This is a genomic window from Streptomyces sp. NPDC048506 (genome assembly GCF_040651315.1).
Classification (GTDB): Bacteria; Actinomycetota; Actinomycetes; order Streptomycetales; family Streptomycetaceae; genus Streptomyces.
Genome location: NZ_JBEZIX010000042.1, coordinates 1 through 12,598, shown reverse-complemented (window position 1 = coordinate 12,598; position 12,598 = coordinate 1). Strand labels below are relative to the sequence as shown.

Annotated in this window: 13 protein-coding genes and 1 pseudogene; 4 read left to right on the top strand and 10 right to left on the bottom strand. The window is 72.9% G+C overall.

The window, feature by feature from the left end; genetic code table 11:
• Positions 1 to 41: 41 nt before the first annotated feature.
• From AB0C96_RS29470 to AB0C96_RS29455, 4 genes are all read right to left on the bottom strand, one after another.
• Positions 42 to 779: a DUF4232 domain-containing protein gene (locus AB0C96_RS29470; protein WP_362921464.1), complete on the bottom strand. Its 738-nt coding sequence runs from the start codon at positions 777 to 779 to the stop codon at positions 42 to 44.
• 254 nt (positions 780 to 1,033) lie between these two features.
• Positions 1,034 to 1,267: a hypothetical protein gene (locus tag AB0C96_RS29465; RefSeq protein WP_362921462.1), complete on the bottom strand. Its 234-nt coding sequence runs from the start codon at positions 1,265 to 1,267 to the stop codon at positions 1,034 to 1,036.
• A gap of 27 nt (positions 1,268 to 1,294) precedes the next feature.
• Positions 1,295 to 3,706 (bottom strand): MFS transporter, encoded by a 2,412-nt coding sequence (locus tag AB0C96_RS29460; protein ID WP_362921461.1) that lies wholly within the window; start codon positions 3,704 to 3,706, stop codon positions 1,295 to 1,297.
• A gap of 201 nt (positions 3,707 to 3,907) precedes the next feature.
• Positions 3,908 to 4,624 carry a ScbR family autoregulator-binding transcription factor gene (locus tag AB0C96_RS29455; protein ID WP_362921459.1) on the bottom strand — a complete coding sequence of 239 codons (717 nt, stop codon included), beginning with the start codon at positions 4,622 to 4,624 and terminating at the stop codon, positions 3,908 to 3,910.
• 145 nt (positions 4,625 to 4,769) lie between these two features.
• On the opposite strand from AB0C96_RS29455, the gene AB0C96_RS29450 reads away from it, so the two are divergent.
• Both AB0C96_RS29450 and AB0C96_RS29445 read left to right on the top strand, forming a co-directional pair.
• A complete protein-coding gene (locus AB0C96_RS29450; protein WP_362921458.1) occupies positions 4,770 to 5,753 on the top strand; it encodes a ScbA/BarX family gamma-butyrolactone biosynthesis protein in 984 nt (327 codons plus the stop codon).
• A 140-nt stretch (positions 5,754 to 5,893) separates the two neighbouring features.
• Positions 5,894 to 6,658, top strand: coding sequence for an SDR family oxidoreductase (locus AB0C96_RS29445; RefSeq protein ID WP_362921456.1), 765 nt, complete (start codon positions 5,894 to 5,896; stop codon positions 6,656 to 6,658).
• A gap of 37 nt (positions 6,659 to 6,695) precedes the next feature.
• Here the strand turns inward: AB0C96_RS29445 and AB0C96_RS29440 are convergent, their stop codons facing one another.
• From AB0C96_RS29440 to AB0C96_RS29420, 5 genes are all read right to left on the bottom strand, one after another.
• Positions 6,696 to 7,463 (bottom strand): 2OG-Fe(II) oxygenase, encoded by a 768-nt coding sequence (locus AB0C96_RS29440; protein WP_362921454.1) that lies wholly within the window; start codon positions 7,461 to 7,463, stop codon positions 6,696 to 6,698.
• A complete protein-coding gene (locus AB0C96_RS29435) occupies positions 7,460 to 8,005 on the bottom strand; it encodes a methylated-DNA--[protein]-cysteine S-methyltransferase (RefSeq protein WP_362921452.1) in 546 nt (181 codons plus the stop codon). The genes AB0C96_RS29440 and AB0C96_RS29435 overlap by 4 nt, the downstream gene beginning before the upstream one ends.
• A gap of 39 nt (positions 8,006 to 8,044) precedes the next feature.
• Entirely contained in the window at positions 8,045 to 9,541 is a 1,497-nt protein-coding gene (locus AB0C96_RS29430) for an AlkA N-terminal domain-containing protein (protein WP_362921451.1), read from the bottom strand.
• A 319-nt stretch (positions 9,542 to 9,860) separates the two neighbouring features.
• Positions 9,861 to 10,148, bottom strand: a complete 288-nt coding sequence (locus tag AB0C96_RS29425) for a hypothetical protein (RefSeq protein ID WP_362921449.1) — start codon at positions 10,146 to 10,148, stop codon at positions 9,861 to 9,863.
• A complete protein-coding gene (locus AB0C96_RS29420; protein ID WP_362921448.1) occupies positions 10,145 to 10,372 on the bottom strand; it encodes a hypothetical protein in 228 nt (75 codons plus the stop codon). Before AB0C96_RS29420 ends, AB0C96_RS29425 begins: the two co-directional genes overlap by 4 nt.
• Positions 10,373 to 10,484: 112 nt before the next feature.
• On the opposite strand from AB0C96_RS29420, the gene AB0C96_RS29415 reads away from it, so the two are divergent.
• Together AB0C96_RS29415 and AB0C96_RS29410 are read left to right on the top strand one after the other, a co-directional pair.
• The gene (locus AB0C96_RS29415; RefSeq protein WP_362921580.1) at positions 10,485 to 11,708 is read left to right on the top strand and encodes a cytochrome P450; all 1,224 of its coding nucleotides are present in this window, start codon (positions 10,485 to 10,487) and stop codon (positions 11,706 to 11,708) included.
• Positions 11,695 to 12,300 (top strand): HD domain-containing protein, encoded by a 606-nt coding sequence (locus AB0C96_RS29410; protein ID WP_362921447.1) that lies wholly within the window; start codon positions 11,695 to 11,697, stop codon positions 12,298 to 12,300. The genes AB0C96_RS29415 and AB0C96_RS29410 overlap by 14 nt, the downstream gene beginning before the upstream one ends.
• A 198-nt stretch (positions 12,301 to 12,498) precedes the next feature.
• On the opposite strand, the pseudogene AB0C96_RS29405 reads toward AB0C96_RS29410, so the two are convergent.
• Positions 12,499 to 12,598 (bottom strand): annotated as a pseudogene (locus AB0C96_RS29405) (2-hydroxy-3-oxopropionate reductase); the annotation flags it as partial.

The window sequence follows — 12,598 nt, the reverse complement described above, 5'->3', positions numbered from 1 at the left end:
GGTCCGAGGAACCGGGCGCCCGCACGGGCCGTGGCCGGCGGTCAGGGCATCTCCCCGGCCTCCACGGTGGTCACGTCGAACCGTCCGCCGCAGACCCGCAGCCCACGGCTCCCCGTGGTCATCGGCTCCTTGGAACCGGGCGGGTAGACGAAGACGAGCTGCGAGTCGGCCCAGCACGGGGTGTCCGAGATCCCCTCGTTGAGGGTGTGCAGCACGGCGTGCGCGCTCTGGCCGGGCTGAAGCCGGACGACTCCGCCGGCACCGCCCTCGCGGGAGGCGGGCTTGCCGACGGCCGAGCCGTCCCGCTTGATCAGCGAGACCCCGGGGAAACCGCTCAACGTACAGGCCTCGGTGCCCTTGTTGGTGAAGACGAGGGGGTAGCGGATGTTGCCCGCGCCGATGTCGGAAGGGCCCAGCCGCAGGGACATGTCGGCGGCGGTGCAGCGGTCCGACGCCGTCATGGACGAGGCGTCCGACTCGGTCGCGTTCGGGGTGCCGGTCGCCTCGCCACCGGCGGAGGCGGAACTCGCGGCGGTCGCGGACGGCCCCTCGCCGGAGGCCGAGGGCTGCTCCTTCGCACCGGTCGGCTCCTTCGCACCGGACGACGGGGTGTCGCCCTGCGCGTTGCCGTGGGACGTGGCGGGCGCGGCTGCCGACGAGGGGCGGGATGCGCTGCCGGTCCCGTCCTGGCAGGCGGTGAGCGTGAGCGCCGCGACGGCGATCAGCGACGCGGCGGCGACACGACGGCCGCGGCCGAGCGTCATGGTGGTGAGCGACATGAGTGTCCCCCTCGTCTGGTGGATGCGAGCTCTCGTAGGGGTGGGTGCGGTCCGTCCGTTGTTCTTCCCGTGTCCTTCCAGAGTGACCCAGGTCACTGCCGGACCGCTAACGAGGCATTAACACACCACTAACGAGCCGGCGTGCCCGGCACGCCGATCACCCCGGCACCTCCTTGACCAGCCGGGATTCCGCGTGCGCCGCTCAGACTCGCAGAAAAACCCCCGGTTGCGGATGCGGCACCACCAGATTCGGCCTACTTGCCGCTCCCCTGGTCGGCGCCGATGTTCGGCGGGTCGCCGCGCACCGCACCGGTGTCGGCCGCGGGGACACCGGGGGTACGGGCGTAGAGGTTGTGGTCGTAGGTGTTGTGTGCATCGGCAATCGGGGAGCCGGCCGCGGCGCCGGCGAAGACGTTGTCGCGGAAGGTGACGCCACCGGGGCGTTGCCCCGGAAGGTGCGGGCGGTGCGGGGCGCGCGCCGTGCGCACGCCCCGCACCGCCGGGTGCCGCGACGGTCAGCCGGTGACGCCGGACGGCTGGACGAGGTCCAGGTCGAGCGTCTCGCTGGCGCCGCCGGCGAGGGATATCGGTGCGGCGTGCGGCGGGTAGCCGGCGGCGGTGAGGGTGTAGTGACTGCCGCTCAGGTCGGCGAAGGCGAAGGCGCCGTCCCGGCCGGTGACGGTGTGCCCGGCGACCGTGCCGTCCTCGACGAGGGTCACGGCGGCGTCGGCCAGCGGCCGGCCACCCGGACCGCGCACCGTGCCGCGGACCGTGGCGGTCGGCCACAGTCGGGCGTCCTGCCGGTCCGGCTCGCCCCCGGACAGCGCGAGGGCACGGGCCTGCGGCCGGTGTCCGGGGGCGCCGAGGACCAGGGTGTAGCTGCCGGGCGGCAACTGCGCGACGCCCCAACTCCCCTCGGCACCGGACGTCGTACGGGCCACCACCGCTCCGCCGACGTCGGTGACGACGATGCTCCCACCGGCCAGCGGGGCGCCCTCGGGGCCGCCGAGCAGCACGCCGCCCAGCCGCCCGGCGCCGGCGAGCATCAGGTCCACCTCGACCGGGGCGCCGTCCGCTCGGTGCGTGGCCGAGGCCGCGTACGGGGCGTGGCCGGGTGCGGCGCCGGTGAGCACGTAGCTGCCGGCGGCGGGCACGGCGAGCGCATAACGGCCGTCGCCGGTGGTCGTGGTGACACCGGCCTGGCGCCCCTGACGGTCGATGAGGGTGACGCTGGCGCCGGGAACCGGCACCCCGTCGGCGCCCAGGACACGCCCCCGGAAGCCGTCCGCACCGCCCGGGCCTGCGTCGGCGTCCGCCGTCCCGTCCACGCGCCGCCCGACCGCGCCCGCCGTGCCCGGCTCGTACGCCACGCCCGGCTCGTTCGGCTCGTTCGCGGTTCGCCCCACCGCATCGTCCTCGTCGGCGCCCGGAACGTCCGCCCCCTGCGCGACGAGGGTCGGGTGGGGCGTCTTCCGCTGTGGCGGCAGGAAGGACGCCAGGGCCACGCCGACGAGGACCGCGGCCGTGGCGATCAGGAAGGCGACCCGGAAGCCGGCCAGGGTGGGCACCGTGGCCGGCCCGAAGCGCTGGGACATATGGGCCAGCACCATGCCGATCACGGCGCTGGACACCGAGGTGCCGATCGAACGCATCAGGGTGTTCAGGCCGTTGGCCGCACCGGTCTCGGACGGGTCGACGGCGCCGATGATCAGCGCGGGCAGCGAGGAGTACGCCAGGCCGATGCCGGCGCCGATGACCACCGCCACGATGACCGTCTGCCAGGGGGCGTCCATCAGGCCGATGCCCGCGCCGTAGCCGACCGCGATCACCGACATGCCGATCAGCAGCGAGGTCTTGGGGCCGCGCCGGGCCGCGATCCGCGCGTACAGCGGCGCGACGAACATCATCGTCAGGCCCAGCGGCGCCATGCACAGACCGGCCACCACCATCGACTGACCGAGGCCGTAGCCGGTCGACGTGGGCAGTTGCAGCAGTTGCGGCAGCACCAGCGAGACCGCGTAGAACGCGACGCCGACCGTGATCGAGGCGAGGTTGGTGAGCAGCACCTCGCGGCGGGCGATGGTCCGCAGATCGACCAGCGGATCGGTGATGCGCAGCTCCATCACGCCCCACAGCACCAGGATCAGGGCCGCGATACCGAACAGACCGAGGGTCTTCGGCGCACCCCAACCCCAGTCACTGCCCTTGGTGATGGGCAGCAGCAGGGCCACCAGACCGGCCGACAGCCCGATGGCGCCCGCCACGTCGAAGCGCCCCCGGGCGCGTACCGGTGGCTCCGGTACGACGAGGAGGGTGAGCAGGATGGACAGCAGGCCGAGGCCGGCGGCGCCGAAGAACAGGGCGTGCCAGTCGGCGTGTTGGGCGACCAGCGCCGCGACCGGCAGGGCCAGCCCACCGCCGACGCCGATCGACGAGCTCATCAGGCCCATCGCCGCGCCGAGCCGCTCGCGCGGCAGCGCATCGCGCATGATGCCGATGCCGAGCGGGATGGCACCCATGGCGAAGCCCTGTAGCGCCCGGCCGACGATCATCGTGAGCAGATCGCTGGTGACACCGCAGACCGACGACCCGACGACCATGACCCCGAGGCTGGTCAGCAGCATCCGCCGTTTGCCGTAGAGGTCGCCGAGCCGCCCCATGATGGGCGTGGCGACGGCACCGGCGAGGAGGGTGGCCGTCATCACCCATGTGGCGTTGCTGGGCGCGGTGTTGAGCAGCACCGGAAGGTCCTTGATGACCGGCACGAGCAACGTCTGCATCACCGCGACGACGATGCCGGCGAAGGCGAGAACCGGGACGATGCCGCCGCGGACTCTGCGCGGCCCGCCCTCGAACGGGTCGGGCACCGGGGGTGCGGCGGCCGTGGTGGCCGCCCTTCCGGGCGGCTGGTCCGTCGTCTGGGTCATACGTGGGGCCTCCAGGGCAGCAGGAGTTCGGGCGCGTGGCCCTTGATACGTGCATGACGAACGTTCCCCCGCGGGGCCCTATTCCGCGACACCCTCCACCTGCACGGATCCACCGCGGCGGGCGGGCGGACCGCACCGCACGCGCGGCATGTTTCCCATCGACATCAGGCCGGACCGCCCCACTCGGCGGCTCCGGATCCGTCAACTCGCCACGGCGTCCACGTCGTCATGGACGTCCGCACCCGACGAGGCCTTCTCCTGGAGCGCGGCGTCCAGCTTCTCCCCGCGCTCCGGGTCCAACGTGAGCTTGGCGAGTATGGCCGGCACGGCGACGCTCGGCAGGGTGTGCTGGAAGAACACGGTCAGCCGGTGATTGAGATCGGCCCGGTTGGTCAGCGCGTGCGACATCATCTGCAACCCGGCGAACGCACCGACGAACAACTCGGCGGTGTCGTGCACCTCGATGCTCTCCAGGATTTCGCCACGGTCCCGCGCCTCGTTCAGCAGACCCTCGACGAACCGGGTCCACGAGAGCATCGACTGCTTTCGGTCGAGGTGATTGGAGCCCTGCTCGACGGCGAGCCGGGCCGCGCCCCGCTGAATCGGGTCGTTGCGCAGTCGGTACGCCAACACCTGGCCGGCGTCCACGAACTCCTGCAACTTGATCTGCCGCGGCTCCACGGCGATGTCCAGCACATGCTCATCGAGTACGGCCATCGCGAGCTGCTCCTTGGAGGCGAAGTGGAAGTACAGGGCGCCCTTCGTCACGCCGGCGCGTTCAAGGACTTCGGCGATGGTGGCGCGGTCGTAACCGCGGTCGTCGAAGACCGCCGCCGCCGCTTCCAAGATCATTCGACGGGTCCGGATCCCGCGGTCCTGTTGCGCCACAGGACGCCTCCTACCTCTCGAAGTCTCCATGTTCCGCTATCGCTCACCAGAGCTCAAATCGCCGCCCGATCAGCCTATTTCCCTTTTCCGCCAGCCCGGCATTGAAAATAAAACCGGATGGTACGTATCTTATCAGCGACGGACCTCATCCCGTAGAGACGCCTGGGGGGCAGTCATGAGCGAGACGATGCACGTCCGTGGCACGGTCCAGCCCAATGCCCCACACGAGTTGTGGTCGAAGCGGAACCAACAAACCACTCAGCGACCCCCTTCCGGCGCGCATGTCCGCTGCGAATTCGTGCACCGCCCCCTCGTCGACGACATTTTGGTCACCTCATGGCGACGGATGGACGACCGCCACTTCTCCGTTACCGCCCGCTGGCCCCATGAACACGGGTATTTCGCGCCGCACCGCGGTCGCCACTCCCTCATCCTCACCGGCGAGACGATCCGCCAAGCGGGGCTGTTGCTCTCGCACACCGAACTCGGCGTACCGGTGGGTCACCACTTCATCCTCGGCGACCTCGTCTACACCACGCACCCCGAGGAACTCGACGCCGAAGACGGCCCCACCCCGCTGACGATCGACATCGCCCTCAGCGATCTACGGATCCGGGCCGGCACGATGACCAGCGGCCGCTTCGACATGACCATGCACACCGCGGGCCGGTTCGTCGCGACCGGACACTCCCATGTCACCGTCACCTCTCCGGCCGTCTACCGCCGGATACGCGGGGAGCGACTGACCGCCCGACGCAGCCTCGGCCCGCTGCCCCCGTCCGTCCCGCCCCGACTGACCGGCAGCGCCAGCGAGCACGACGTCCTGCTCTCCCCCACCGACCGGCCCGATCGCTTTCTGCTGCGCATCGCGCCCGGCCACGCCTCGGTGGTGAATCCGGCGAACGACCACGTCCCCGGCATGGTGCTGGTCGACGCCGCCCAGCAGGCCGCACACGCCCTGACCGCGCCCGACCGCTTCCTCCCGTACGCCTTCGGCACCACATTCCGCCGCTACGCCGAGCACGGCACCCCCTGCGTCATCGAGGCCCGCCGCCTCCCCTCCGCGCTGTCCGGTACCACGACGGTCCAGGTCATCGGAGTGCAGAACGGCGAGCCGGTGTTCATGTCCACTCTCACGGCGCTGGACGAACGCGCCTGAACGGACCCCGTCGCGCACGGCGCTCGACACCGCACACGGGCACCGCGACGGGTTCCCGGAGCTCCACCGCGATCAGGAACAGATCGACAGTCATCGGCGGCAGCTCGCCGCCGCAGACACCGGAAGGGTCAACGCACATCATGGGTGACCTCAGCGGAAAGACCGCGCTGGTAACGGGATCCGGCCGGGGCATCGGCCGGGGCATCGCCCAACGCCTCGCGCGGGACGGCGCCCTGGTGGCCGTCCACTACAACACCGACGACGCCGCGGCCAAGGAGACCGTCGCAAGCATCGAAGCCGCCGGAGGACGGGCGTTCGCCATGGGAGCGGAGCTGGGCGTGCCCGGTGACGCCGCAGCCCTGTTCGCCGCCTTCGACTCCGAACTCGCCGCGTACGGCGCCGAACCCGGTCTCGACATACTCGTCAACAACGCGGCGACCAGGTTCTCCGGGCGCATAGCCGAGGCGACGGAGGAGGAGTTCGACCGCACCATCGCGGTCAACGTCAAGGCGCCGTTCTTCCTCGTCCAGCACGGTCTGCGCCGGATGCGGGACGGCGGGCGCATCATCAACATCTCGTCGGCGGTGACGCGTACGGCCTACCCGTCGTCCATCGCCTACAGCGTCTCCAAGGGCGGGGTCGACACCCTCACCCTCACCCTCGCCAAGGACCTCGGCGACCGCGGGATCACGGTGAACACCCTGGCTCCCGGCTGGGTCGAGACCCATGTCACCGCGGCGCGGACGGCGACGCCCGAGGGGCGGGCCGCGCTGGCCGCCTGCTCCGTCTTCAACCGCATCGGCCAGCCCGCCGACATCGCCGACGTCGCCGCCTTCCTCGCCTCCGACGACTCCCGTTGGATCACCGGCCAGCGCATCGATGTCACCGGTGGCTCCACGCTCTAGAAACCGCCGGACGCCTCCCCGGGCCCGTCCCGGCGCGTCAGGCGTCGTGGAAGACCAGGCCCAGACAGTGCCGCCGGCCCGAGCGGACGGTGCTCACGCCGTGCCGCACCGGGCCGGCCGACCAGCCCCGGGCGGAGCGCACGGGCCGGTCGCGGGTGGTGAAGACCAGGCCGTGGCCCTGGGGCAGGACGGCGCTGGTGCCGCGGGACTGGGCGCGCGGCCGCTGTTCGACGAGCAGGAATTCACCGCCGGTGTAGTCGCTGCCCTGCTCGTCCAGGCCGACGACCACCTGGAGCGGGAAGACCATCTCCCCGAAGAGGTCCCGGTGCAGCGCGTTCCAGTCGCCCGCGCCGTAACGCAGCAGGATCTGGGCGGACTTGGTCTGCCCCGCCGCATGGCACATGGCGCGCCACTCCTCCAGGCTGTCCGGCCAGGGCGCCGGCCTGCCGAGCCGGTCCGCCCAGTCGCGGGCGATGGTCAGCAGGTACGGGTAGAACGCCTCGCGCAGGGCCTGCACCGGCTCGGGCAGCGGTTCGGCGAAGTAGCGGTACTGGCCCGATCCGAAGCGGTGCCGCGCCATGTCGACGGTCGAGCGGAAGCGGTCGGGCTCGTCGTAGAGCGCGCCGAGGGCACGGCACTCGGAGGGGGTGAGCAGCGGTGGCGTCACCGCGCAGCCCACCGCGTCCAGCTCCCCGGCCAGCGCGGTCCAGTCGGCGGCCGCGACGCGCTCGGCGAGCACCGCGGGCCCCGAACGGCCGACGGGGCGGGCGGCCCCGCGCAGCCCGCCGGCGCACCGGGCGGTCATGACGCACTCCGGTCCCGGCCGGCGGGTGCGGACTCCACGGCGCCCTCCAGGCCGAGCAGTTGCCGCTTGCGCTGCGGCCCGCCCGCGTAGCCCGAGAGCGACCCGTCCGCGGCGATCACCCGGTGGCAGGGCCGGACCACCAGCAGCGGATTCGCGCCGATCGCCGTCCCGATGGCACGCACCGCGCCCCGCGCGGCACCGATGTCCGCGGCGATCCGCCCGTACGTGGTCGTCACCCCGTACGGAATCGACTCCAGCGCCTGCCAGACGCGCCGCTGGAAGTCCGTGCCCCCGGTGACCGCGGCGTCCGCGTACTCGATGCGGAAGCGGGTCAGCGTCCCGTCGAAGTAGGCGGCCAGCTGGCGCGCGATCTCGGCGAACGCGGCCGGGTCGTACCGCCAGTCGTCCCGTACGGTCGCACCGCCCTTCTGGTCCGGTACGGACAGCGAGGCGAGTGCGGTGCCGCCCGGTGCAGTGGCCGATTCCTCGCCCACCAGCAGGAGTTCACCCAGCGGGCTGTCGAGTGTGGTGTAGAGCGTCATGGGGGTTCTCTCTCCGTGGTGCGGTGGGCGTGCGGAAGGTCAGGGGGTGCCGGTCCGCTCGGAGACGGACGGCACGTTCCAGAAGTGGTGCATCGCGTACGAGCGCCAGGGGCGCCAGGCCCGCGCCCGTCCGCGCAGGTCCGCGGTCGGGGCTCCGGCCCGTCGCATGCCGGCCAGTACGGCGGCGTCGCCGAACACCAGGACGTCGGGGTCGCCGAGCGCCCGCATCCGGATGGCGCCGGTGGTCCGGGGGCCGATGCCGTGCAGGTCGAGGAGTCGGCGTTCGGCCTCGTCGCGGTCGGCTCCGGCGTCCAGGGTGACGGTGCCGTCGACGAGCGCGGCGCTCAGGGTGCGCACGGCGGTCCGTCGCGACTCGGGGACGCCGAGCTCCGCGAGCGAGGCCTGCGCCAGGTCGTCGGCCCGGGGGAAGAGGTGGGTGAGCGCGCCGGACGGCTCCGGCAGCGGCTCTCCGTGGGCGGCGACCAGCGCGCCGCCGAGCGCCCGGCCCACGGCGACCGACACCTGTTGGCCGAGCACGGCGCGGACGGCGAGTTCGTGCGGGTCCGCAGTGCCCGGTGAGCGCAGCCCGGGGCGCTCGGCCACCAGCCGCGCCAGGACCGGGTCCGCGCCGAGCCGCTCCGCCACCGCGTGCGGGTCGGCGTCCAGGTCGAAGAGACGCCGGACGCGCTGGCTCGCGGTGGTGAGATCACGCAGCGCGGTGAGGCGCAGCCGACACTCCAGCCAGCCCTCCCCGAGGCGCTCGTCGACCTCGGCGACGCCGGGACCGTTCGGCAGCCGCAGGGTCCGCCGGTAGGTCCGGGCGCCCGGGTCCCCGGTCACCTCCTCGACCCCGCTGATCGCGCGTCGCTGGAGGTGATCGAAGATCTCCCGCACGGCGTACGGACCGCGGTGGGCCAGCCGGAGCGGCAGGACGCCGATGGTGGTGTGCGGGGCCACCGGGCCGTACCGGGCGGCCTTGCCGGGGCGGGCGGCGCGCAGGGCGCTCGGGGTGAGCGCATAGATCTCCTTGAGGGTGTCGTTGAACTGGCGCACGCTGGCGAAGCCGGCCGCGAAGGCCACCTCGGACACCGGCAGGCCGGTGGTCTGTAGCAGGATCCGGGCGGTGTGGGCGCGCTGGGCCCGCGCCAGCGCCACCGGTCCGGCGCCCAGCTCGGCGTTGAGCTGCCGCTGCACCTGCCGTGCGCTGTAGCCGAGCCGGGCGGCCAGCCCGGACACCCCTTCCCGGTCGACCACACCGTCGCTGATCAGGCGCATCGCCCTGCCGACGACATCCGCTCGGGCGTTCCACTCGGCCGAGCCGGGCACCGCGTCGGGCCGGCAGCGCCGGCAGGCCCGGAACCCGGAGCCCTGCGCGGCCGCCGCGGTCGGGAAGAAGGCGACGTTCCGCCGGCGGGGGGTGGTGGCGGGGCAGCTCGGCCGGCAGTAGATGCCCGTCGTGGACACCGCGAAGAAGAACGCCCCGTCGAACCTGGCGTCCCGGCTGCGCACCGCCTCGTACCTGCTGTCCTCGGTCATCACGGGATCCACTGTGCAGCAGGCCGGACGCCGGCGCTGGCGGAAATCGGACATGGCGTTTCCACCGCGGGCGTCCGCCGTCGGTCGTCCGTCGTCCGTCGTCCGTCGTCCGTCGTCCGTCGTCGGTCGTCCGTCGTCGGTCGTCCGTCGTCGGTCGTCGGTTCGTCCGCCGGCTCCGCGCGGGGCCGGACGCCGGCACTCACCGAGCGCGCCGCAAGGGCGCGGCCCGGCCCACCTCCTGGGTGCGCCCGCCCCACCCCACCTCGCCGCCCCCAGACGGCTGACCAACTCCCTTTGACGGGAGAGGAGTTAGAGGCTCTCAGTAGTTCGGGAGCGCAGGCCTCCGACTGCCGGGAGCGAGGCCGGCCGCGGCGGCCGTTCGAAGTGCGGCATCGAGGTCGAACGGGCCGGTGCGGTGCGGATCGGCGCAACGGAGGACGTACAGCAGGACCTCGGCGGTCGGTATGCCGGCCCGGGCGGCGGCGAGGAGCGCATCGGCGAGGGCCTCCGCCTCCGGAAGGTCACCGACGCCGTGGTACCGCTCGAAGAGACGGCAGTCGAAGCCGCTGTACGGGGCCGGCGGCCCCCGGTACGGGCTTCGTGTCACGCCGAGGGCATCGGCCAGTCGTCCAGCGAACCGCCCCGCCATTCGACGAGGCTGGGATCGTCGAGCCGGATGTCCTCGGCCGGGTCGGCGACTCCCGCACGACGGAGGAATTCGGCGACGTCGCCGCGGCCGTGGGCCAGGCCGACGATCTGCCCACGCACGGTCACCCGACGGCCACCGGACGGCGTCGGCGGATGCACGATGACAGGCGGATGCTCGGTCATGACTCCAGCGTGCGCCGGGCTCCCCACTCGCGCACCTCGACAGCCGCCGCGGGCGGCAATCGTTGACCCTGCAAGCACTCGCTAGGCTGGCCGGGTGGCAACCAACCACCCCATGGAGTCAGCCGAGTTCTCGCGGGACCCGTATCCGCTGCTCGCCGCCCTGCGGTCGCGCGGTCCCGTGCAGCGGGTACGGACCGGCAACGGGCGGACGACGTGGGTGGTCACCGGGTGGGCCGAGGCGCGGGTCGCCCTGGCGGATCCACGGCTTTCGAAGGACACCGCCCGCTACTTCGCGGGCCGGCCGAGCAGCCGCGATCTGGCCCCCGCGGTGAGCCGGACCATGCTCGCCACCGATCCGCCGGACCACGGTCGGCTGCGGAAGCCGGCGATGGCGGCGTTCACCCCGGCGGCCGTCGCACGGTTGGAGCCCCGCATTCGGGCGATCGCCCAGGAGCTGGCCGACGGCCTGGCCGCGCGCGGGTCGGCGGACCTCGTCGAGGAGTTCGCCGTACCGCTGCCGATCGCGGTGATCTGTGAGCTGTTGGGGGTACCGGAGTCCGAACGGGCAGCGGTGCGGCGCTGGTCCAACGAGCTGTTCGCGGCGGCCGACCCGGACACCGCGGACCGCGCCTCGCACGCCCTCAGCGACTTCATGACCCGACTGGTCGCGACCCGGCGCGCGGCCCCCGGCGACGACCTCCTCAGCGAGCTGATCGCCGCCCGGGACCAGGAGGACCGACTCTCCGAGCCCGAACTGGTCTCGCTGGCCGTGCTGTTGGTGGTCGCCGGGCACGAGACGACGACCAACCTCATCGGCAACGGCGCGCTGGTGCTGCTCCGGGACGACGCGCTCCGGGCCCGTCTGTGCGCCGATCCCGGGCTGCTGCCCGCCGCGGTCGAGGAGTTCCTCCGGTACGACGCCCCGCTCACCCTGGCGACCTTCCGGTACGCCACCGAGCCGTTCGAGCTGGGCGGAGCGCGGATCGGGGCGGGGGACGTGGTGCTGGTCTCCCCCGGCGCCGCCAACCGCGACCCGGCACGGTTCGCGGCGCCCGACGAGGTCCGCCCGGGCCGCCCGGGCGGTCATCTCTCCTTCGGTCACGGCCCGCACCGCTGCCTCGGTGCGCCACTGGCCCGCGCCGAGGCCAGGATCGCGTTCGAGGTGCTGCTGGCGCGGTTCCCCGACATCCGTCCGGCGGTGGCGCGTTGGGACGACCTGGAGTGGCGGCGCACCCGTCTGATGCGGGGCCTGACGAGCCTTCCGGTGCTCCTCGGCGACCCGACCTCGACCGGCGTTCCCGCGGTACGCGACAATCGCGGCCATGACGATGGATGATCTTGCCGTTCCGGACACCCGTATCTGCCGAGCGGCGCTGGAGGTGGCGCGCGCCTACTGCTCACCGGCGCTGCTCAACCACTCGGTGCGGGCGTACCTGTGGGCCGCCGGCTACGCCGCGGCGAACGACATCGCCTTCGACGCCGAGCTCCTCTATGTGTCCGCGATGCTCCACGACATCGGGCTGGTCGAGGAGTTCGACAGCCACACGGTGCCCTTCGAGGAGGCGGGCGGCCATGTGGCGTGGGTGTTCGGCGCGGGCGCCGGCTGGCCGGTGGAGCGGCGGGAGCGGGCCGTCGACGTGATCGTCCGGCACATGTGGGACGCGGTCGACGTACAGCTGGATCCGGAGGCCCATCTGCTGGCGTTCTCCACGTCGTTGGACATCTCCGGGCGGCGTCCGGACGCCCTGCCGGAAGAGCTGCGCGCCGAGGTGCTCCAGCGCTACCCGCGGCTCGGTCTCGGTGCGGAGTTCGTCGCCTGCTTCCGCGGCCAGGCCGAGCGCAAGCCGGACAGCGCCGCCGCGGCCTCGGTGCGCAACGGCATCGCCGCCCGCATCGCCGCCAACCCCCTGGACGCGTACGGGGCGTAGCCCGTCGCTCAGCCCGCCCGACCGAGCGGACGCGGTCTCCGGCGCGGAGGCGCCCCGGCCGGACGGGGGGGAACCGGCCGGGGCTGTTCGGGAAGGGCGTTCCGCAACACCCTCACCCAATTCAACGGTGAACAAGCGGTGTTCGTTCCATGGAGACGACGTGACGACCGTCACGACGGGACGTCCCCGCGGTCCGGCTCAGCTCTCGGTGGTGTGTCCGGAGAGGCGTTCGACGCCGCGGAGGAGGGCGGAGTGGTCCAGGCCGCCGTCGCCCTGGGCGCGGAGGGAGGCGACGAGG

Bases quoted from the DNA above. Each gene is read 5' to 3' on its own strand.
- AB0C96_RS29420 (WP_362921448.1), bottom strand. From the start codon at position 10,372: ATGACCGAGCATCCGCCTGTCATCGTGCATCCGCCGACGCCGTCCGGT.
- AB0C96_RS29435 (WP_362921452.1), bottom strand. From the start codon at position 8,005: ATGACGCTCTACACCACACTCGACAGCCCGCTGGGTGAACTCCTGCTG.
- AB0C96_RS29415 (WP_362921580.1), top strand. From the start codon at position 10,485: ATGGAGTCAGCCGAGTTCTCGCGGGACCCGTATCCGCTGCTCGCCGCC.
- AB0C96_RS29460 (WP_362921461.1), bottom strand. From the start codon at position 3,706: ATGACCCAGACGACGGACCAGCCGCCCGGAAGGGCGGCCACCACGGCC.
- AB0C96_RS29450 (WP_362921458.1), top strand. From the start codon at position 4,770: ATGAGCGAGACGATGCACGTCCGTGGCACGGTCCAGCCCAATGCCCCA.
- AB0C96_RS29430 (WP_362921451.1), bottom strand. From the start codon at position 9,541: ATGACCGAGGACAGCAGGTACGAGGCGGTGCGCAGCCGGGACGCCAGG.
- AB0C96_RS29445 (WP_362921456.1), top strand. From the start codon at position 5,894: ATGGGTGACCTCAGCGGAAAGACCGCGCTGGTAACGGGATCCGGCCGG.
- AB0C96_RS29470 (WP_362921464.1), bottom strand. From the start codon at position 779: ATGTCGCTCACCACCATGACGCTCGGCCGCGGCCGTCGTGTCGCCGCC.
- AB0C96_RS29410 (WP_362921447.1), top strand. From the start codon at position 11,695: ATGACGATGGATGATCTTGCCGTTCCGGACACCCGTATCTGCCGAGCG.
- AB0C96_RS29455 (WP_362921459.1), bottom strand. From the start codon at position 4,624: ATGGAGACTTCGAGAGGTAGGAGGCGTCCTGTGGCGCAACAGGACCGC.
- AB0C96_RS29440 (WP_362921454.1), bottom strand. From the start codon at position 7,463: ATGACCGCCCGGTGCGCCGGCGGGCTGCGCGGGGCCGCCCGCCCCGTC.